The following is a 19,372-nucleotide window of genomic DNA, read 5'->3' as shown; positions in this document are numbered from 1 at the left end:
AGGTGTTCGTGGGCGCGGGTTATGAGGGCGCGGGCGGCGGGGCTGCGGGGGCCCTCGGTTCGCCAGGCGAGTGCTATCCGTCCGGTCAGCCGGGGGCGGACGATCGGCATCGCGTGCAGGCCGTCCGGCAAAGCGCGGGCGGCGGACTCGGGTAGGACGGCGACGCCGAGCCCGTGCGCGGCCAGTTGCGCCAGGACGGGCGGTTCGCCGGCCTCGAACGCGATGCGCGGGGTGAGGCCGGCGGCCGCGCACGCCTCGTCGAGGACGGCCCGCAGCCCGGTGCCCTTCGGCAGGCTGATCAGGTCCTCCTCGGCGAGGGCCTGCAGCCGGAGGCTGGACCGCCGCGCCAGCGCGTGGTCGCGGGCGACGGCGGCGAAGAGGTGCTGCTCCAGGACGATCTGGGTCGTGACGCCCTCCGGCGCTTCGGAGCCGAGGCTGAGGAACGCGAGGTCGACCCGCCCCTCCCGCAGCGCGTCGGCCAGCGTCACGGCGTCATGCTGCAGGACGGTGATCTCCACGTTCGGATGGTCGCGGTGGAAGTCGGCGAGCATCCCCGGAAGGTCAAGGGACTGGATCCAGTCGATCGTGCCGATCGTGACGTGCCCGCGCAGCAGCCCCGTCAGCTCGTCCACCGACCGCCGCGCGCCTTCGACGGCCGCGAGCGCGGCCCGCGCGTACGGGAGGACGGCCTCGCCGGCCTCGGTCAGCCGGACGGTCCGTCCGGACCGGTCGAACAGCGGCTGCCCCAGCTCGCGTTCCAGTTGCCGGATCTGCGCGCTCACGCCCGGCTGGGCGACGTGCAGCCGGGCCGCCGCCTTCGTGAAACCGGCCTCCTCCGTCACCGCCACGAAGTACTCGAACTGGCGCAGCTCCATAACCAGCAATGCTAACAGGGCGGTTGTCCAGCGCTACTGCTTCTGCATCGCCCGGGATGCGACAAAGGATTCCTTTGGTCTTTCTTGAGTGCATCGCTGCTGTTCAGAGGACTGATCTCGGCCTGCGCGGTGATTACCTCACCAGCGGGAGGTCGGGTGAACGGACGGCGCACATGGTCCATACGGGTGCGTATGACCGCAACTACCGGGACGGTCGCCGCCGTCGTCTCCGTCATCGTGTGCGCGCTGATCCTCGTCGGGCTCCGCGCCCACACGGCGGAGTCCGTCCGGGGCAAGGCCGTCTCCTCGGCGCTGCAGGTCGCGTACGAGGCCGACCGGGAACTGGTGCGGGGCAGGCTCAATGCGCCGAAGGACGTCCGACTGCAACTCGTGAACGACGCGGGCCAGGTGGTCGCCGGCACGGAGGGAGCCCTGGCCGGGCCGCCGATGGCGAACTTCCAGCCGCCGGCGACCAGCATCTACGCGACGCGTGAACGCTGCCCGCCCGCCGGCCTCAAGGGCTGCCAGCGGGTGATCGCGCTACGCGTGTACAACGAGACCGGAGACCGGTTCGTCTACGCGGCGACGCCCATCGTCCCCTGGTACGTCAGCCCCGGTCACCTGATGCTCCTGGTCTGCGCGGCGCTCCTGGTGACCATGATCGCGTGCCTGCGGGCCTGGGGGACGACCGACCAGGTCCTCGCGCGGGTGGACGCGATCCGCGCCGAGCTGGCGGAGATCACCGCGAGCAAGTCGGGCCGCCGCGTGACGGTGCCGCCGTACCAGGACGAGATCCGCTGGCTCGCCCAGGCCGCGAACGAGACCCTCGACCGCCTCGACAGCGCCCTGGAGCGGCAGCGCAGCTTCACCTCGGACGCGTCCCACGATCTGCGCAGCCCGATCACCGGCGCCCGCGCTCAGCTGGAGGAGGCGCTGCTGTTCCCGGACGAGGTCGACTGGCCGCAGACCGCGCGGAACGTCCTGCACAGCCTCGACCGGTTGCAGGCCATCGTGACCGACCTGCTGCAGCTGGCCCGCCTGGACGCCGGCGACGCGTGGCAGCGCCCCGAGACGATCGACCTCGGCGCCGTCGTCACCATCGAGGTGGCGCGGGCCGAGCGCACGAAGGCGATCCACACGCACCTCCAGGAGGGGGTGACGGTGCGCGGCGACCGGCTCCGGCTCGTCCGGCTGCTGACGAACCTGCTGGACAACGCCGAGCGCCACGCCGAGTCGCGCGTCGACATCACCGTGCGCGACGAGGACGGGTACGGCGTCCTGGAGGTCCAGGACGACGGCGCGGGCGTCGCCGAGGAGGACCGGGAGGTCGTCTTCCAGCGGTTCGCCCGCCTGGAGGCCGGCAAGGCCCGCGACGCGGCCGGGACCGGCCTCGGCCTCCCGATCGCCCGCGAGATCGCCAGGCTGCACGGCGGGACGCTGACCATCGAGGACAGCGACCGGGGCGCCCGATTCGTCCTGCGGATCCCGCGCTCGCCCGGCTCCGCCGACAGGCGCGCCACGGGGAACGGATCGTAGTCGTTAGGCATTGAACTACGGGTCGGTGGTGTGGCAGCCTGCCATCACCTGGACCGCCGGACGAGGAGTGGCCGTGGCCGTCGACGCCTGGCATCGCATCTACGAGGCCCTCGACGAGGAACACGACTACGCCGTCGACGAGATCGACGGGCGCCTCCCGGAAGGGCTGGCGGGGACGCTCTACCGCAACGGCCCCGGCCGGTGGCAGGTCGGCGAGAGCCTCCTCGACCACATCTTCGACGGCGACGGAATGCTGTCGATGTTCACGTTCCCCGGCGACGGCACGATCCGCTACCGCAACCGGTACGTCCGCACCAGGCACTACCGGTACGGGCAGCGCAAGGGCCGTGTCGGGCTGCGCGGGCTGGGGACGCAGCGTCCCGGCGGGCGGCTCGCCAACATGTTCCGCCCGCCCGCCAACGTCGCCAACACCGGCGTGGTCCTGCACGGCGGGCAGCTGCTGGCGCTCTGGGAGGGCGGACGCCCGTTCCGCCTCGACCCCGACAGCTTGGAGACGCTGGGGGAGCACTCGTTCGGCGGCCGGCTGAAGGCGATGGCGGCGTTCTCGGCGCATCCGTCCCGCTGCCCGGAGACCGGTGAGCTGTTCAACTTCGGGATGGACTTCACGCGCGTCCGCAGCCTGCGCTGCTACCGGGTGGACGCCGGCGGGGCGCTGCACCACATGCCGCGCGTCTCCCTCCCGTACACGCCGTGGAACCACGACTTCGCGCTCACGCGCCGCTACCTCGTCTTCGTCGTCAACCCGGTCATCCCGAAGGCCGCGCCGATCCTGCTGGGCAGCGGGTCGATCGCCGACGGTCTCACCTACGAGCCGCACCGGCCGACGTGCTTCACCCTCGTCCCGCGCGACGGCGGCAAGGCGCGGGTCATCGAGCACGAGGCGCTGCTCGGGTTCCACTTCGTCAACGCGTTCGAGGACGGCGACGACGTCGTCGTCGAGTTCGTTCGCTTCGCCGACTGGAACCAGGTTGCGACACGGTTCCGCGACTTCCGGACGAGTGACTTCCCCTGGGGCAACGCCCTGATGCGCTACCGCGTCACCCCGTCCGGGAAGGTCGAGGGGCAGGAGGTGTGCGCGCTGCCGATGGAGCTGCCGCACGCCGACGTCCGCCAGGCGGGCCGCCCGCATCGCTACACCTACTTCGCCGGACGGACGGAGCAGAGCACCGGCATCCACGCCTACGACCACGAGAAGGACAGGCGCACCGTCCACGAACTACCGCCAGGCCACGGCTTCGGCGAACCGGTCTTCGTGCCGCGCGAGCCGGGTGCCGCAGAGGGCGACGGGTGGCTGCTGGCCCTCGCCTACGACCCGGAGGCGCACCGCTCCCGCCTGCTCATCCTGGACGCCCGCGACGTAGAAGCCGACCCCATCGCCGTGGCCCACCTGCGCCACCACATCCCCATGGGCTTCCACGGCTCCTTCACCGACCGCATCGCCGCCCCGCCTCGCCCATAAATTCCTGAATTGTGGGGATTGGCGAGGGTTACTTGGTGGTGTATTCCGAACCGAGACACTGTCCGGGTGCTCTGTCCCGGCCGCGCCCGCGTCTTTGAAGTGTGAGTAAGAAACGCAGTAAAGATCACTTCAATCGGCGGAAGAGTGCTACATGACACCGGTCGTCCTGGTGGAGATCGCGGAGAGCGGAGCCGATGCCGCCCGCCTCGACCTGCTCGGCAGGCGCCTGCTGAGAGACCTGCGGGACCTCGGTCTCGACGCCGAGCGGCCCGCCGTCCAGCCGCCGCCGGGAGCGAAATCGGGGACGTCGGTGGCCGTCGCGAGCCTGCTCGTCGGGCTTGCCGGGACGCCGGCGCTGGTGGCCCTGGTCAACGGGTTGTTCGGCTGGCTCGGGCCGCGCAGGGGAAATGTCAAGATCAGTTGCGGGGACAGGTCGATCGAACTGTCCGCCGCGACTCCGGCGGAGGGGCAGCGACTGTTCGAATGGCTCCAGGCATGCGAGCGGGAAACTCCGGAAATGAACGAGGGAAGGCCAGGCGCGTAGCGCTCCTCGTGGCCGCCGACCGGTACGAGTCCGCGGATCTGGGATCGCTGTACGCGCCCGCCCACGACGTCGACGCGCTGGCCTCCGCACTCGCGGAACCGCATATCGGCGGCTTCGAGGTGCAGCGCGTCTTCAACCGGCCGGTCCACGAGGTCAACCTCGCGATCGAGGACTTCTTCTGTGACAAGGGCCCCGACGACGTCCTGCTGCTGTACGTCTCCTGCCACGGGGTCAAGGACGACGCCGGCCATCTGTACTTCGCGACCACCAACACGCGGGTGACGAGGCTCGGCGCGACCGGGATCGCCTCGACCTTCGTGCGGGACCGGATGTCGCAGAGCAGGTCCCGCAACATCATTCTTCTCCTGGACTGCTGCTACAGCGGCGCGTTCGTCGAGGGAATGGTCAGGCGCGGGGACGGCGGCGTGGGCATCAACGAGCGGCTGAGCGGGTCCGGTAGGGCGATCCTGTCGTCGTCCTCGGCGCTGGAGTACGCGTTCGAGCTGGACGAGCGCCACATGACCAAGGAGATCTCGCTCGCCGGCACGGGACAGCGGCGCGAGGGCCGCCCCTCGATCTTCACCGAGGCGCTCGTCAACGGGCTCACCACCGGGGAGGCGGACCAGAACCAGGACGGCCGGATCTCCGTGGATGAGCTGTACGACTACGCGTACTCGAAGGTCACCGAAGCGAACCCCAACCAGACGCCCACCAAGTTCTCGGACGTGAGCGGCGAACTGATCGTGGCCTGGAGCCCCGCCACGGCGAAGCCGCCATCGCTCCCGGACGAGGTCGTCGCGGCCACGAAGAACCCGCTCGGACGCGTACGGGCCGTGGCCGTCGACGCACTCAAGGAACTCGCGCTCGCGGGGGACGCGGTGGGGCGCCTCGCGTACGAACAACTGAAGGAACTGCTCGACGACGACAGTCGCACCGTGATCGCCAAGGCGAGGCAGGCGATCGCGGAGATCGACCGCGCTGAGCCGGGCGCCCATGCGTCGGTCCCGGTCTGGCCGACTCCCGCTCAGCGGGTGGCCGTCCCGCCGCCACGGCCATCACTCGGGTCCGCACCCCTGCCGCCGGGAGATCCCGCGCCCGTGCCGCCGCCCCTGAATCCGCTCTCCGCCATGCCCTGGCCCAGCGCACCGGCATCCCCGGAAAGACCGTTCTCCGAGGGCCCGGTACCGCCGCCCTGGCACCCCGCCGCCGGGGCGCCGCGCGGGCCCCAGGACGAGCCCCTTCGCGGCGGTTCGGTACTGGCCTACTTCCTGCCGTTCTTCACCAGCCTGCTGCTCCTGTTCAGCCGCAGCCGGAACGTCAAGTACCACGCGATCCACAGTGCGCTCACCGACGCGCTGACGACCGGTTACATCATCGCGGCGAGCATCCCGCTACTGGTGTACAGCGGCATCAGGTACGGCTCAGAAGAGATCCCTCAAGGAGACGTGCCCTTCAACGCCTACATGGTGGGGTGGTTCGTCGTCCCGCTCGCCCTGCGCGCCTACTGCCTGTACCAGATCACCAGGAGGGGCACGGCCCGGCTCAAGCTCATCGGAACGCTGGCGCAGCGCCTCGCCTACGGCGGTCCCGTGCACACGAGCCGTCGCTCCTAAGAGGTCGCCCGGGAACGGCCGTCGTAGGCGCCAGACGCACCAAGGTTTCAGGAGGGAGGTCAGCGGACGCCGCGGGGGCGGAATTGGATGCTGATTCGGGGGCCGGTCACGCGGGTGCTCTTCGGGATCGCGTGCTCCCAGGTGCGCTGGCAGCTTCCGCCCATCACGATCAGGTCGCCGTGCCCCAGTTCGTGACGGATCGTCCGGCCGCCGTCGCGGGGTCGCAGCAGCAAACTCCTCGGCGTCCCGACCGACAGGATCGCGACCATCGTGTCCTCCGTGGACCCGCGCCCGATCCGGTCGCCGTGCCAGGCGACGCTGTCGCGGCCGTCCCGGTACAGGCAGAGGCCCGCCGTCCGGAATGGCTCTCCGAGTTCGGCGGCGTAGTGGCTGTTCAGCGCTGCTTTCGCGTCGTCCAGGACGGGGTCGGGCAGCGCGTCGTCCTCGTCGTAGAACGAAAGAAGGCGCGGGACGTCCACGACCCGGTCGTACATGCGGCGGCGTTCCGCGCGCCACGGGACGGACGATTCCAGCCGCTCGAACAGCGCGTCCGCTCCCGGAATCCAACCGGGCAGGACGTCCACCCAGGCGCCGCGGGCCAGCCTTGTCCGCCGCGCGGAACTCAGCGGGCGCGGACCGCGCTCCTCCGTGTCTTCGTCCAGCAGCGACCCTTGGAACATGCCACCACTCTAGCCCTGCAGTCAAACAAATGTTCGATCAAGGGTCGTCCGACCTGCGCATTGAGCCTAGGCCGGCCGTTGCTCGCAGAGCAGGAGGATCGCGAGCCGGTAGGCGGCCTCAGCGTCACCGCCCTCGGCGGCCTTCAGCAGATCGACACCGTGGGCACCGATCATGCTCCGGTATTGCCTCACGACCAGTGGTTCGGGAGGCAACCGCGTCAGCGAGTCCAACCACTGCTGAAGATCGGCGTCGTCCAAGAGAACGTCGTAGTCGAGACCGACGTACTCGGAAACGCCGTAAGCGGTGAAGTCCGGCGTCCAGGCGCCGTTGTCCGGCGAGGCGAGGTCGTCCGGGCGCCATCTGCTGGCCGCGGACCAGGCGCCGTAGTGGTCGCGCGGCGTCTCCTCGACGCCCGCCGTGGTCGGGACCGGCTCTGCCGGTTCCGGTACGGGCGCCTGCAGCGGTGGTGGAGCGGGCGGCGACCCGGCTCGCGCGGCACGGTATCGATCGTGCCAGGCGGGCAGGGTGGCGGTTCCAGGGTCGTCCAGGCACGCCCCGCTCGTCCGCGCGTACTCCTGGCAGGCCAGCACGTAGGTGGCCACCCAGCCCCAGGCCGGCAGGTGTTTGCGGCGTCGGCCGAGGTGGTCGCTGAGCGCGGTCACCGACAGCGTCTGCAGCCTTGAGCGCTCATGCCTGTGGCGGTGCATCACCTGCGTTGAACTGGCCACCAGGTCCCGCAGGCTGGGCGAGCCGCACTCCTCGCGCAGCAGGACGAGCCAGCCGATGAACTCGTCGAGCGTCGCGGTGGCGGGAAGTGACTCGTCGGTCATATCTGGCCTAACTGATCTTCATTTACCGATCATGAAACACGCCGTAAATAGTCTCATTCTTGAGTAGGGGGAGGTGTCTAGGAGAGTGTCCCGGATTGTTCCGCTTCGCACCGACAGTTGGTGAACCTCCTGGTGGGAGGGAAATAGCGGATGGATCGGAACGGCTCGGCACGGCTTGGAGCGCGGTCTGAGAACTTTTCACGAATACCCACCAGTAGCTCATTCGGGCCGCCTTCGCACGGTCCAATTTGAGGGCCGAGATAGCCGGTTGTCCGATATGGCTCGTTCGGGGCAGGCAGGAACGCGCACCGTATCGTTCCGTTCTCTTCCGATGGCCGGTTCGAGCTGCGAGCGCTCCCAGCGCGGTGGCGTACTGGTCGCTTCCCGAACATCTTCCACCTATTGGAAACGGCCATCTATGTCGACGATCACACTTGCCGAGGCGGTGAGCGGGCGCCCGTGGCGGCCCGGCCGGCGCCTCCGGCCCGAGCCCGGCCTACAGACACCGCGCAGCGACGACGAGCACCTGGCATTCCTGTTGGTGGCGACCTGGTCCCTGCGCACGGGCCGGCGACTGCGCCACGCACCGCCCGAACAGCTCACCGAGACCGAGCTGCTGGATTTCTGGAGCGATCCGGAGTACGTCCGCTCGCCCGCCGTCTCGCCGGCCGCCCGGCCCGTCGGCGCGGCCGGAGACCTGACCGCCTGTACGGCCGCGTCCGACGCGAGGGGAGGACGGCCATGATGGAGGTCGACCCCACCGCGGCGGTCACCTCGTCCCGGAAGGCGCCCCAGCCGGTGCACGTCGTCCCGCCCGATCCGATGGCGGAGCGGCACGAGCGCCCGCCGAGCATGCACACCACGCTGGTCGCGGTCGACATCAGCTCCTTCGGGACACCCGGCCGCGACGACCTCGCCCAGCTGCACGTCCGCCGCCACATGTACGGGCTGCTGATCGAGGTCTTCGAGATGACCCGGCTGCCCTGGTGGGACTGCCACCGCGAGGACCGCGGCGACGGTGCGCTGATCATCGCCCCGCCCGAGGTGCCCGCCGGCGACTTCCTGGATCCGCTGGCTCACCACCTGACCGCGGTCCTGCGCCGTTACAACCGCCTCGCCAGCGACGCCGCGCGGCTGAGGCTTCGGCTGGCGGTCCACATCGGGCTCGTTCACCGCGACGCGCACGGAGTCGCCGGGCAGGCACTGGTCCACCTGTTCCGGCTGCTGGAGGCTCCCGCCTTCAAACGCGCCTTTGCCGACTCCGGCGCCGAACTCGGACTGCTCGTCTCCGACCAGCTCTACGCGCAGGCGTGCGCGGCCGGCGGCCTCATCGATCCCGCCGCCTACAGGCCCCTTCGCGTTACCTCCAAGGAGACCAGGGCCCGCGCCTGGTCCTGGTTCGGTCACTGAACAGGGGACGGACGGCCGGGACCCGCCGGGACGGAACTCGCCCTATACCGCCCCCGAACCCTGAACCCTGCGTGAGGTGGTCGCGTCCAGTGCCCCTGAGGCCGTTCCTTTGAAACTCCGACATGCCCGACAGTCCTCGTCTGGGCCTCTGAACTGGGACTTTCACGCCGGTTCACCGCCAGGGACCCCAGTGTCATCGAACGTCGCCGTGTTACTTCGAGGGGAACGACTCATGGGCTCTGCTCAACGGAATGAAGAGGCTGCCGTCCCCGTCTCCGCCGTCTCGCCGCAGAACGATGAGCCGGTAGATCCGGCTCGTTCGCCGACCGCTTCTCTGGCGGACCTCCCCACTGCGAAGGATGGCGGCCCCGAGGAACGTCCGGGCGGTTCTGCCGGACGGGGGGCTCGGGGGCCGGACAGGGACCTGCAGCTCGTCTTCACCAACGTTCTGCTGTCCGTGGTCGGAGCGTACGGCGTCACCGGGTCAGTGGCGGTGACAGTGATCGCCGCGGTCATCGCGCTGCTTGTGACCGCCGTGGTCGCACGACGCCGCTGACCCCCGGACACCCGCCAGAAAAAATCTTGGTCGTGATTTTCACGCCTGGGCTCACCCGCGGACCCATGTACCGAGCGTGAGCCCAGGCGTTGGAGGACAGCGATGGAGGACTGCCGATGGTCGAAGCCCAACGATCACCTCTCGCAGGTGGGCCCGAACCCACTGAGGACAGCAAAGAGGAATTCACGGTGTTCTTCCGGCAGCACTACCGCGGTGTCGTTGGAATGATCATCGTTCTGGACGGGAGCCGGGAGGAGGCCGAGGACGCCGCACAGCGTGCCTTCGAGGACGCCTACCGGAACTAGGACAGTATCCGCACACCGTCCTCATGGGTGCGCGTGGCGGCCCGCAACCACTTCATCAAGGCCCGCACCAGGGACCGCAAGCTCCAGCAACGCGCGGTCGAGATGCACCAGATGATGCGTCTCGATGAAGAGGCGGACCAGGATCTCCTGGCTCAGTGGGTCGAGCTGGACTGGATCGAGAAGGTACTGGCCGAGTTGCCGCCCGGCCAGCGCCGGATCGTGCGCTACTTCTTCGACGGGTTGTCCACGAAGCAGATCGCCGAGCTGCTGGGCAAGAACGAGCCCAACGTCCGCTCCCACCTGCGTCATGCACGCAATCGCCTCAAGGAACGCCTTGCCCTGGTCCCTTCACGTCTCGCCTCCACGGCCACCACTTCGGCCCGTCCTCCGGCCACGCTGCCGCCGATCCCTCCACCAGGCGACTCGTCTGATAAAGCCCTGCCGGAACCGGGAAAGGAGGAGGCTCAGTGAACGAACGCAATCACGAACCCGACGACCGAGACCAAGACCAGAATCTTCATGTGGTGGTCCCCGGGGCTGACGTGAAGCTCCCCCTGATCATCGGCGGCGGCATGCACGATGATCAGGAGGAGTCGACCAGCCGACTCCTGGGCGATGTGCTGGACCTGGTCGACCGAGCCACCGATTACCTGGCCCCGGATCACATCGAGGACCGTCTGCAACAGGTCCTGCTCGCGGCCTCTGCGGCGCCTGAAGACCAACGAAACGGCACAGGTCGGCCTGCTGAACCTGGACAGGCACCGTTGGGTGAAGACTCTCAACGGGATCCAGAGCCGATGGAAATGGTCGAGGCGGCGCGAGCCGAGGCCGCCCGGATCGTCGCGGACGCTCGCCGTGAAGCGGAACAGATCATGGCGGCTGCCCGCAAGCAAGTCGAAACCGGGTCCGCCGGCGACGACAACGGGCTATCTGCCGCCCCCTCAACCGAGGCCGAGGGATCACCAAGACCCCCTGCGGCCGCAGCAGATCGTGTCTTGTCCAGAGGTTTCGGCACCGAGACCGAAGCTGGATCCGGCGACGCCCAGGCGGAACGAACAATGGCGCTGACCCGGATGCTGTGGCATTCCTCCGACGAGTTGAGGACGGGTGCCGACGCCGATCCGGTCGGCGAGGTCCGAGCAGAGCAACTTGCACTCTTCCACTCTCGGCACCGGCGATCCTCAGCCATGCTGCTACCCCTGCCGGCGGACGGCGATGCCGCCGAGCGGTGCCGCTCGGTGTTGCAGCGGTGGCTGGTCCAAGAAGATCAATACGTCCAGCGAGGCCGAATCGGTTGGGGCTACGGCGAGGTTGTTCTCGACGTGGCGGGCGATAGCGCCCCATTGGGCGAGCCGTGCAAGGTGCTGTTCATTCATGCGGAGGGCACCGCACCTAGGCAGGCGTTGGTTTACGGCAAGCCAGCATTTGCGGTGGGCACAGCCCACTCTCGCATCGATCAGGTCGCAGCGCTGCGTAGGCGGCTTAGGGCGCTTGATTGGCTGGAGTCCGACCGCGGAGACGGGTGCCTTGGACCGATCATCCGCCTAGCGACCTGGCCTCCCGGCCCTGACGTGAGGCGACCGGCCTCGGGGGCGGAGCGCGGAGCACGCATCGCGGCTGACGTGCTCGTCCCCTACCCGGTGCCGACACTGCTGCCTGCCCAGCGAATCGACGAGGCCGTGGAGCGAATGGTGACCGCCGAGGAGTACGCCCTTCCCGTCCACGATGGCGATGCCGTCATCGGGATCGCCACGATGAGCGACGCCGTCGCCGCCGCCAGCCACTGCCCGGGCGCCTCGGTCTCCTCCGTCATGCGAAGGCCCACCGTGATCAGCACCGCTACACCGATCGACACGGTCCGGGATCGAATCCTCACCGATTCGGCCGGGCTTCTGGTGGTGCTCGACGACTCCGGATCAATCGCCGGGTACATCACCGCCCGTACCGCTCTAGCCGGCCACGTGGAATCCGGCGACAACCCATCACCACAAAGCAGGCTGGTCACAGATCTGTATGACCCGCGCGTCATTCTCATGCGATGAAGTGGAACGACGAGACGAGGTCCGGGGGCGCGGCATCGCCGCCCCGGATCGCCTGCTCGATCTCTGGTTGGCGGGAGGGGATGGAACGGCCCTGGTCGGGTGGGTCAGAACTCGTTCAGGAGGTCCTTGAGGAAGGCGGTGGTGGTGGCGGGGCGGGAGGCGCGGATCGCGAGGAGATCCATGATCTCCTGGTAGCGCTCGGCCTCCTGGCCTTCGGGGTAGCGGGCGCCGGTCAGCTGCTCGAGGTAGACCATGTCGGGGAGGTCGTGCTCGGCGAACCGGACGATCGTGATCGGGCCGCCCAGCGCCACGTGGCCGCCCGCGGCGAACGGCAGGACCTGCACCTTCACGTTGGGCATGTTCTCCGACACCTCGATCAGGTGCTCGATCTGGGCGCGCATCGTCTCCGCCCCGCCGATGGGCCTGCGCAGCGCCGCCTCGTCGATGATCGTCCAGAGCCGCGCCGGGGCGACGGGCCGGTGCAGGATCTGCTGCCTGGACATCCGCAGGCAGACCCGCCGGTCGAACCCCTCATAGGCCGCGTCGTGGTGCTCCAGTGCGATGACCGCCCGTGCGTACTCGGCGGTCTGCAGCAGTCCCGGGACGTACTGCACCTCGTAGTTGCGGATCGTCGTCGCGGACTGCTCCAGCCCGAGGTACTGCTCGAACCAGCTCGGCACGGCATCGCCGTAGCTCTGCCACCAGCCGGGCTTGCGCGCCTCCTTCGCCAGCTCGATGAGGCTCTCGCGCTCGGCGTCGTCGTCGACGCCGTAGAGGTCGAGCAGGTCGGCGATGTCCCGCAGCTTGAAACCGTGCCGGCCGAGTTCGAGGCGGCTCATCTTGGACGCGGACCCGCGGATCGCCCGCCCGGCCTCGGCCCGGCCGATCCCCTTGGCCTCGCGCATGCGGCGGAGCCGCGCGCCGATCTGCATGCGCAGCGCGGTCGAACTCGGGCCGGCCTGCCGATTGTCAAGCACGGGGTCTCCAGCTCCTCGTCTGTCCCGGCAACCATCGGAGGGTCTCACAGGCAATGGCCGCCGCGCAGGAAACCTCCGGTCAGAGATATGTAACTCCGTACTGGCCGCACGATGCGCTAAATGACTTTAGGGATCGTTCCAATCGCGGCGGTATTACCGCATCGGGATGAGCGCGTCCAAATCGGCCCTCGTCACGCGCGCCCGCTCGGCGACTCCGTCACGGTCCGTCCCCGCACGGTTCACGATTTCGAGCGCCCGGGTCAGCATTGTCGGCTGCTCAAGCGGTTTCGAAGGGCCGGGTTCCTGGCGCCGCCACCCGCGTGAACTCAGCGTGCTCATCGCGTTGCGGTACGCGGTTTCCGTCATGATTCCGAGCGTGCGCGACCGGTAGAGGAGCGCCGCCATGCTGACACCCCACGTCGATTTGAGGACGGCCAGCCGTTCCCAATCGGGTTGTGCGGGCAATTCCCCGGCGATGTCGTCCGCCGGCATCAGGAATTCGGCCGCGAACCTGTGCGCCTGGTCCTCGACGACCTTTTCGCCGGGTTCGGCGTCGGCGTGCATCACCAGATGCCCCAGCTCGTGCGCGGCGTCGAACCGGTTGCGCCAGTAATCGCCCTTCGCCGGATTGAAGAAGACCATCGGCCGCGGATGGACGCCCACGCTGAACGCGTCGACCCGCTCGGCGGCGCTGGGGAGCACGAGCACGAGGACGCCGTGCGCCTCCAGAAGGCGGACGACGTGCGGCACCGGGCCCGCCTCGTCCAGCAGGGCCTTCCTGGTCAGCCGGGCGGCTTCCACGGGCCCGCTTCCGGCGATCTCGTCCGGCGGGACGGGGTGCTCGGGCAGATTGACCGCGGGGAAGTCGACGAGCGTCTCAAGGAGGGCGACGACGTCGGTGGCGATGCGTCCGTACGCCAGGGCCTGGTCCCGCTCGATCTGCGTGGTGGACCGCAGGGAGCGGAAGTGCGCCCCGTCCATGGAGACCGGGCTGCGGCCGGCGTGGAAGAACTCGACCGGCACTCCGAGCGCTATGGCCAGGCGGCGCACCGTCCGCTCTTCGGGCCGCTGCACGCCCGCCTCGTACTGCCCGATCGCTTTCGGCGTCGTCCCCACGGCCTGCGCGAGCTGGTTCTTGCGCATGCCCCGGAGCCGCCGGGCAAGCGTCAGCCGCTCGCAGTCGAACAGCACCCCGCGCCACCCTTTGCTTAGGCCGTCTTCGTCTCCCCGCGGAGCCGCATGGGGACATCCTCGTGGTCGTCCCAGAGCGGCATCGTCCGCTCGACGAGCTTACGACGTGGATCGGGGCCGAGGGCGTCGTCCAGCTCCTTCACCCAGTGCCAGGCGGTGCCGCCGTCCGCGTTCCACCTGGGGCGGCCCAGGAAGAGCTCCATCTCCAGTGGTTCCTCGCTGGCGCTGTGCGCGAGGACCAGCGTGACGACCCCGGGCGTGTCGCGCGCGTCGAGCCCGAGGGGCAGGGCCAGCTGGGGGTCTTCGACGTACCCCTGCCGGGCGACGGCCTGCTTGGTGGGACTGTCGCGATCCCACCGGATGCCGCGCACGTTGCCGAACTCGTGCCGCTTGAGCAGGACGCGGTAGGGGCCGTAACGCCAGCCGGGGGAGCCGTTCAAGTCGTCCCGGACGACCTTCTGCGGCAGGTCGTCACGGCTGAAGACGCGGTCGAGGTGGCTTTCGAGCAGCTCGAACGCGCCGACCCCGTACGTCCGCTCCTTGAACCCCGCCGCCCGGCTCAACCCGTTGAACAGGGCCAGCGTCGCCTCGCGGTGGGCCTCCCGCACCCCGTGCAGGAACCCCGCCGCCAAGAGCTCGTCCCAGACAACCCGCTGCTCCTCAGCCACCCTCCGACGATAACCGCGACCACCGACATTACGAGCAGCCCTCGAACTGCGGCACCTGCTCGACCAGCTCAAGGCCGCTGGGCCCGAACCATTGCGGAGCAGCTCGGGTAGCGGTCCCGTCCTGGTACATGGTGGTGATGGCCCGGTTGACGGCTATCAAGCAGGAATAGACGGAGTCTTCATCGCGGCCGGGTCGGCCAGGATCGAGATGACCGCGTCCCGGCCCGCGCGGTTGGTGCCGATCGTCGACTGCGACGGTCCGTAGCCGATCACGAACAATCGCGGCTCGTCGAGCGATCGGCCGTTCGCGACGCGGATGCCGCCCTTCGGGGTGCGCAGCCGCAGGGGAGCGAGGTGCCTGAGTTCGGCTCGGAATCCGGTCGCCCACAAGATGACGTCGGCGGGTTCGAACGAGCCGTCCGGCATGCGTACGCCGTGCTCTTCGATCCGGGTGAACATCGGGTGCCGGACCAGCACTCCCCGCGCCTCGGCCCGCTCGGTCCACGGGGTGCGGTGCATGCCGGTCACCCGCACGATGCTCTGCGGCGGCAGCCCTTCCCGGACGCGCTCTTCCGCGCGGGCGAGCGCCGCAACGATGGTGGGGGTGTCGAAGCGGTCCTCCCATACGGGCTCGGCGCGCGTGACCCACAAGGTGTCGGTGACGCGTGAGATCTCTTCGAGCAGTTGGGTCGCGGAAATCCCCGCACCGACGATCACGACGCGTTTGCCGGCGAACTCGTTGGCCGACACGTAGTCGTGGACGTGGAGCTGTCGTCCGCGAAAGTTCTCCCTGCCGGGGTAGTACGGCCAGTGCGGGCGCGTCCAGGTTCCGGTGGCGTTGATGACGTGGTCGGCAGACCAGGTCTCGGAATCCGTCTCGACGATCAACGGCCCGTCCGTCTCCGTACCGTCCTCCATCGTGGGACGGCGCACGGCCTTCACCCGGACAGGACGCTGCACATCGAGAGCGAAGCGCTGCTCATAGTCGGCGAAGTAGGCGGGCAGAACATCACGGCTGCTGGCGTCCGGATCCGCGGGCGGCACGGGAAACCCCGGCAACTCGTAGATGCCGTTGACCGTCGCCATCTTCAGGGAGGCCCAGCGATGCTGCCATGCGCCCCCGGGCCCGTCCTCCGCGTCGAGCACCACGAACGTCCGGCCGTCCCCCGAGGCCCGCGTAACGGGAACGAATCCGCGACGCTGCAGGTGATAGGCAGCCGACAACCCGGCCTGACCAGCACCAATCACCAGAACATCGACGGACCGCATACTCGCTCCAACCGGCGAGGCGACATGACCATTCCACTTGCGGGGTGGACGGCAGCCGTGATCCTGCTCGCTCCCGGGCGCTCGCGTTGACCTGCGACGAGATTCGTCCCCTGCTGATCTGCGCCAGCGTGCGAGACCCGGCGTGGGACCATCACGTCCGCTGGCCGACGGCGCCGGCGGACGACTGGTGCGGGCCGACGCTCGCCGCAACCGGGCGCGCATCCTGAAGCCGGTCGAAGCCGTGTTCGCCGCACAAGGGGGCGTCGTCCGCTACCGAGGCCGTGGCCGCACGCGCCGGTCGCGATCGGCACGATGTTCGGCGCTTCCCGACCGGCTCCGAGCTGCCCCACGCCGTCGTGATGAACCTGTGGGATCAGGGGATGGCTCTGAGCGGCGGGCGGCCTTTCGGTCGTCGCTCACCACTCCCGGGTGGCGATCAGCTTCTCTACATCCGCGTCCGTGAACCCGTATGCCGACGCGACGAACCAGAAGTTCTCAGCGATCACCTCACGCGCAACCGTCTCGATCTCACTCCCGGCTGCCGCGAACTCCGCCTCCAGACTGTTGAACTCCTCCGTTGCGGCGTGGGTGAGCGCGTACAGAGCGTTCAGGTTCGACGGCTGCTCAGCCTCGATCCGCTCGCACAGCCGCAACAGGATCGCACCGCCCTTGTCGACGACGTGGTCGGGAAAGTACGAGTCTGAATACATCTGCTGCAGGAACACATGCCCTGCTACCCGCTGGTTCGTAATCGGCATGGCGCTTCCCCATCCCCGTAGAAGAACTGACGCGCCGATCATGCACAACACCACTGACAACGACGCCGCCATGTATGCCAGACCGCTCGTGACCAGCACTTTCACAACAGGCCCCTAGAAGCGCGGACGGCCAGCCGGCCGACTGCTCTGACGGTCGTCGTCTTCTACTCAGCCGGACGCGCGGAGCGAAGAGTCCAGGTTGCTCATGAGCTGCGCGACGCGATTCTTGGCGGTCGGCGCGGGAGGGTAGCGGGAGAGAACCGAGATCAGGACTGGCGTGGCGCGCTGCCGAGCCTGCTCGATCATCATGTCTCCGACCGCGGGGTCGCCACCTGCGTCCAGCTCGGCGATCCGCGCGACGCTCGCGGCGGCGCGCAGGATGTGCCCGACCTGGGTGGCCCGCGAAATCGGATGCAGATACGCGGCGGACGCGGCATCCCCGGCGGACCGCGCCGCGAGACGCGCCACTTCGGTCCCCGCGTCCTTCGCGGCCCGGTGCGCGTCCAGCGAGGTGACGCGCTGCAACTTGGTTCGTCTCGCACCGTTGACGAACTCCCATGCAGCATCGACGGCCGCACGCGGACGAGGATCACCGGGCACGGCCTGCTCGAACACGGGGAGAACGTCCTGAGCACTCTCCGCCACGAACCGCGCAACGACCCGCAACTCCTCCATGCTCAACTCAAAATCCCCGGACACGCCCGCAATCCTCCCACCGGTGGACCCGCCCAAGCCCTGTCCGTCGAGAAACCCGCCACCTGAGCGACGTCGCCCCCACCGTCCTGCGCCGTCCCTGGGCAAACAGCCACGCCTACGCACGCATCGCGCGGCGCAACGGCCACTTCCCCAGAGGATGGCGATCTCCCACAACCGGCCGCCTCACCGTCGCTCGATCCGACGCCACCAGAACGTCACCTGGTGTGTCGGGAGCCGTCACATCGGCTTCGAGTGCCAGGACGCTGACTGAGAGGCTGAGATCGGAAGTGAGGGACACCAACCAGCGGCCACGTCCATGAACGCCGCCCGCCCACGATGTCGAGCCGTCAGTCCAGGCCCTTGATGCGCTCGACGAGCCGCGCGAACGCCTCAGACGCGAGGACAAGGTGGCCGCCTTCGGGATTCTTGCTATCGCGTACGCCGATGGCATTGGCGAGCGCGGCAACCTCCACACACTCCCCACCTTGGGTGGTGCTCTTGCTGCTCTTACGCCAATCGGGACTCATTGCATGCTCTCCATGATCTTCTTGATCAGGTCTCGGGACAGCGTCTCGGGCAACGCGTGCTGTCCGATCTGGTCATAACGTAGTGCATATGACGCTACTTCGGCGGCGCTCGAAGCGAGTCGACCGCCACCCGGTGCCTCAACATAAGCGACCTCCATGTGCGGATTGGCGAGCGTCATCAGCATGAAGGGGCCATCCAACCCCGGGTGCGCGCCGACGGACTTTGGGACCACGCGCACGCCCACATTGGGACGGTGCGAAAGGTCATGTATGTGAGCGAGTTGAGCCCTCATAACATCCAGCCCGCCACACGGCAGTTCGAGCAGAGTCTCGGAGATCAGGAACCACAGCGTCGGGGGATCCGACTGCTCCAGGATCGCTTGTCGAGATAGCCGCTTATCAAGCGCCCTCTCAACGTCCTTGACGTTGCCCGCAGTGAGGCAGGCTCTGGCGTAGTCCGGGGTTTGTAGCAGGCCAGGGATGAGGTCGACCTGCCAGGTCTTGATGACGGACGCGCGGCACTCCAAATCGACGTATTGCCTAAACCAGTCGGGGTCGTGCCCGAGCGTGGCATACCAGACGAGAAAGCTGAAGATTCCGCCCGTGTCCCATGTGCGATCAATGACCGCGGCCTGCTCGGGGGTTAGCTGCAAGGCTCCCGTCTCCAGCCGAGAAACTGTGGACTTCGAGCACCCCAGGACCTCGCCCATCAGGTCACCCGTGAGCTTGCGCTGCAACCTGCAAAAGCGCAGGTAGTACGCGACGAGGGACCACATCGAGGACTTCGGGTCCGGCGAGGGGACGTGCGACATCATGTGCCTCCGGATTTCCCGCAGTTGCAGGAGTTGCGAACAACTCTGACAAGGCTATGGCGAAAGGCGCAGCCTATGTCCAGAAGAAAGCAAGTCCTGCCTGTGAAGGAGAGTTCCAAAATGGCCCAGATAGTGCAGTCCGGACAAATGACTGTAGGTGATGCCGCTGATATAGCGCTGGGAGGCATGTGTGCCTGGCGCCTCCCCACCGACGCCAGTTCCGCTTCGGTCGCCCGCTCCCTCCTCGGCATCGCCCTGACGAAGCTCGGCCTGGACCGTGGCACAACCGACGACGCGGTCCTGGCCGCCAGCGAACTCGCCACCAACGCGCTAACCCACTCGGGCGCCGCCGCCCCACCCGAACTCTGGGTCTGGGCCAGGACGACCCCAAAACTGCAACTCGTGATAACCGTCTACGACGCCTGCCGCGCGTCCTGGCCGACCAACACCCCCGGCGACCTACTGGACGACCACGGCCGCGGCATAGGAATCGTCGGCATGCTCGCCGACGCATGGGGAGCCCACTCATCCCGCTCAATCTGCACGGGTGGCACCCAAGGCAAAGCCGTCTGGGCGGCCTTCCCTCTCCCCGGCCCGTGGCC

21 protein-coding genes are annotated in these 19,372 nt (G+C 68.5%); 10 read left to right on the top strand and 11 right to left on the bottom strand.

Annotation, left to right across the window (positions count from 1 at the left end):
* Positions 1-875: LysR substrate-binding domain-containing protein (locus E1266_RS24040; RefSeq protein WP_132050595.1), on the bottom strand; the 875-nt coding region annotated here is incomplete at its 3' end.
* Positions 876-1,067: 192 nt separating this feature from the next.
* Between E1266_RS24040 and E1266_RS24035 the strand changes: the two genes are divergently transcribed.
* The 4 genes from E1266_RS24035 to E1266_RS24020 all read left to right on the top strand — a co-directional run bounded on the left by E1266_RS24035 (position 1,068) and on the right by E1266_RS24020 (position 6,048).
* Complete coding sequence (locus tag E1266_RS24035; RefSeq protein WP_132050593.1) at positions 1,068-2,411, top strand: HAMP domain-containing sensor histidine kinase; 1,344 nt, start codon at positions 1,068-1,070, stop codon at positions 2,409-2,411.
* Positions 2,412-2,484: 73 nt separating this feature from the next.
* The gene (locus E1266_RS24030) at positions 2,485-3,891 is read left to right on the top strand and encodes a carotenoid oxygenase family protein (protein WP_165966188.1); all 1,407 of its coding nucleotides are present in this window, start codon (positions 2,485-2,487) and stop codon (positions 3,889-3,891) included.
* A 151-nt stretch (positions 3,892-4,042) separates the two neighbouring features.
* On the top strand, positions 4,043-4,435 hold the full coding sequence (locus tag E1266_RS24025; protein WP_132050589.1) for a hypothetical protein: 393 nt from the start codon (positions 4,043-4,045) through the stop codon (positions 4,433-4,435).
* 8 nt (positions 4,436-4,443) lie between these two features.
* Complete coding sequence (locus E1266_RS24020; protein ID WP_165966187.1) at positions 4,444-6,048, top strand: caspase family protein; 1,605 nt, start codon at positions 4,444-4,446, stop codon at positions 6,046-6,048.
* Between the two features lie 59 nt (positions 6,049-6,107).
* Here the strand turns inward: E1266_RS24020 and E1266_RS24015 are convergent, their stop codons facing one another.
* Positions 6,108-6,728 carry an alpha-ketoglutarate-dependent dioxygenase AlkB gene (locus E1266_RS24015; RefSeq protein WP_132050586.1) on the bottom strand — a complete coding sequence of 207 codons (621 nt, stop codon included), beginning with the start codon at positions 6,726-6,728 and terminating at the stop codon, positions 6,108-6,110.
* A gap of 66 nt (positions 6,729-6,794) precedes the next feature.
* Complete coding sequence (locus E1266_RS24010; RefSeq protein WP_132050584.1) at positions 6,795-7,559, bottom strand: hypothetical protein; 765 nt, start codon at positions 7,557-7,559, stop codon at positions 6,795-6,797.
* Positions 7,560-7,977: 418 nt separating this feature from the next.
* Between E1266_RS24010 and E1266_RS24005 the strand changes: the two genes are divergently transcribed.
* The 5 genes from E1266_RS24005 (at position 7,978) to E1266_RS23985 (ending at position 11,872) form a co-directional block, all read left to right on the top strand.
* Positions 7,978-8,304, top strand: coding sequence for a hypothetical protein (locus E1266_RS24005; RefSeq protein ID WP_132050582.1), 327 nt, complete (start codon positions 7,978-7,980; stop codon positions 8,302-8,304).
* Positions 8,301-8,969, top strand: a complete 669-nt coding sequence (locus E1266_RS24000) for a hypothetical protein (protein WP_132050580.1) — start codon at positions 8,301-8,303, stop codon at positions 8,967-8,969. The genes E1266_RS24005 and E1266_RS24000 overlap by 4 nt, the downstream gene beginning before the upstream one ends.
* 672 nt (positions 8,970-9,641) lie before the next feature.
* Positions 9,642-9,830: a hypothetical protein gene (locus E1266_RS23995; protein ID WP_132050578.1), complete on the top strand. Its 189-nt coding sequence runs from the start codon at positions 9,642-9,644 to the stop codon at positions 9,828-9,830.
* 27 nt (positions 9,831-9,857) lie between these two features.
* The gene (locus E1266_RS23990; protein WP_165966186.1) at positions 9,858-10,301 is read left to right on the top strand and encodes a sigma-70 family RNA polymerase sigma factor; all 444 of its coding nucleotides are present in this window, start codon (positions 9,858-9,860) and stop codon (positions 10,299-10,301) included.
* Positions 10,298-11,872 (top strand): CBS domain-containing protein, encoded by a 1,575-nt coding sequence (locus tag E1266_RS23985; RefSeq protein ID WP_132050575.1) that lies wholly within the window; start codon positions 10,298-10,300, stop codon positions 11,870-11,872. The genes E1266_RS23990 and E1266_RS23985 overlap by 4 nt, the downstream gene beginning before the upstream one ends.
* Positions 11,873-11,976: 104 nt before the next feature.
* Here E1266_RS23985 and E1266_RS23980 read toward each other — a convergent pair whose 3' ends face one another.
* From E1266_RS23980 to E1266_RS23935, 8 genes are all read right to left on the bottom strand, one after another.
* Positions 11,977-12,849: a helix-turn-helix transcriptional regulator gene (locus tag E1266_RS23980; RefSeq protein WP_243718792.1), complete on the bottom strand. Its 873-nt coding sequence runs from the start codon at positions 12,847-12,849 to the stop codon at positions 11,977-11,979.
* A 153-nt stretch (positions 12,850-13,002) separates the two neighbouring features.
* Positions 13,003-14,040, bottom strand: a complete 1,038-nt coding sequence (locus tag E1266_RS23975; RefSeq protein WP_243718790.1) for an ImmA/IrrE family metallo-endopeptidase — start codon at positions 14,038-14,040, stop codon at positions 13,003-13,005.
* Positions 14,041-14,057: 17 nt separating this feature from the next.
* Positions 14,058-14,708: a hypothetical protein gene (locus E1266_RS23970; RefSeq protein WP_243718788.1), complete on the bottom strand. Its 651-nt coding sequence runs from the start codon at positions 14,706-14,708 to the stop codon at positions 14,058-14,060.
* 156 nt (positions 14,709-14,864) lie between these two features.
* Complete coding sequence (locus tag E1266_RS23960) at positions 14,865-15,977, bottom strand: NAD(P)-binding domain-containing protein (RefSeq protein ID WP_132050573.1); 1,113 nt, start codon at positions 15,975-15,977, stop codon at positions 14,865-14,867.
* 416 nt (positions 15,978-16,393) lie between these two features.
* Complete coding sequence (locus E1266_RS23950; protein WP_243718786.1) at positions 16,394-16,840, bottom strand: DUF5713 family protein; 447 nt, start codon at positions 16,838-16,840, stop codon at positions 16,394-16,396.
* A 63-nt stretch (positions 16,841-16,903) separates the two neighbouring features.
* Entirely contained in the window at positions 16,904-17,410 is a 507-nt protein-coding gene (locus E1266_RS23945; protein WP_132050597.1) for a putative immunity protein, read from the bottom strand.
* Positions 17,411-17,778: 368 nt separating this feature from the next.
* Positions 17,779-17,958, bottom strand: coding sequence for a DUF397 domain-containing protein (locus E1266_RS23940; RefSeq protein ID WP_132050571.1), 180 nt, complete (start codon positions 17,956-17,958; stop codon positions 17,779-17,781).
* Entirely contained in the window at positions 17,955-18,773 is an 819-nt protein-coding gene (locus tag E1266_RS23935) for a helix-turn-helix transcriptional regulator (RefSeq protein ID WP_132050569.1), read from the bottom strand. Before E1266_RS23935 ends, E1266_RS23940 begins: the two co-directional genes overlap by 4 nt.
* Positions 18,774-18,890: 117 nt before the next feature.
* Here E1266_RS23935 and E1266_RS23930 point away from each other — a divergent pair.
* Positions 18,891-19,372 (top strand): ATP-binding protein (locus E1266_RS23930; protein WP_165966185.1); only part of this gene is annotated, 482 nt, incomplete at its 3' end.

Source organism: Actinomadura sp. 7K534 (assembly GCF_004348575.1).
GTDB lineage: Bacteria > Actinomycetota > Actinomycetes > Streptosporangiales > Streptosporangiaceae > Spirillospora > Spirillospora livida.
The sequence above is the reverse complement of the archived record's forward strand: the minus strand, read 5'-3'. Positions and strand labels throughout refer to the sequence as shown.

What these genes read in the sequence shown, in the direction of transcription:
- E1266_RS24035 (WP_132050593.1), top strand. Translation starts at nt 1,068, where the DNA reads ATGACCGCAACTACCGGGACGGTCGCCGCCGTCGTCTCCGTCATCGTG.
- E1266_RS24025 (WP_132050589.1), top strand. Translation starts at nt 4,043, where the DNA reads ATGACACCGGTCGTCCTGGTGGAGATCGCGGAGAGCGGAGCCGATGCC.
- E1266_RS24015 (WP_132050586.1), bottom strand. Translation starts at nt 6,728, where the DNA reads ATGTTCCAAGGGTCGCTGCTGGACGAAGACACGGAGGAGCGCGGTCCG.
- E1266_RS24010 (WP_132050584.1), bottom strand. Translation starts at nt 7,559, where the DNA reads ATGACCGACGAGTCACTTCCCGCCACCGCGACGCTCGACGAGTTCATC.
- E1266_RS24005 (WP_132050582.1), top strand. Translation starts at nt 7,978, where the DNA reads ATGTCGACGATCACACTTGCCGAGGCGGTGAGCGGGCGCCCGTGGCGG.
- E1266_RS24000 (WP_132050580.1), top strand. Translation starts at nt 8,301, where the DNA reads ATGATGGAGGTCGACCCCACCGCGGCGGTCACCTCGTCCCGGAAGGCG.
- E1266_RS23995 (WP_132050578.1), top strand. Translation starts at nt 9,642, where the DNA reads ATGGTCGAAGCCCAACGATCACCTCTCGCAGGTGGGCCCGAACCCACT.
- E1266_RS23960 (WP_132050573.1), bottom strand. Translation starts at nt 15,977, where the DNA reads ATGCGGTCCGTCGATGTTCTGGTGATTGGTGCTGGTCAGGCCGGGTTG.
- E1266_RS23945 (WP_132050597.1), bottom strand. Translation starts at nt 17,410, where the DNA reads ATGGAGGAGTTGCGGGTCGTTGCGCGGTTCGTGGCGGAGAGTGCTCAG.
- E1266_RS23940 (WP_132050571.1), bottom strand. Translation starts at nt 17,958, where the DNA reads ATGAGTCCCGATTGGCGTAAGAGCAGCAAGAGCACCACCCAAGGTGGG.
- E1266_RS23935 (WP_132050569.1), bottom strand. Translation starts at nt 18,773, where the DNA reads ATGATGTCGCACGTCCCCTCGCCGGACCCGAAGTCCTCGATGTGGTCC.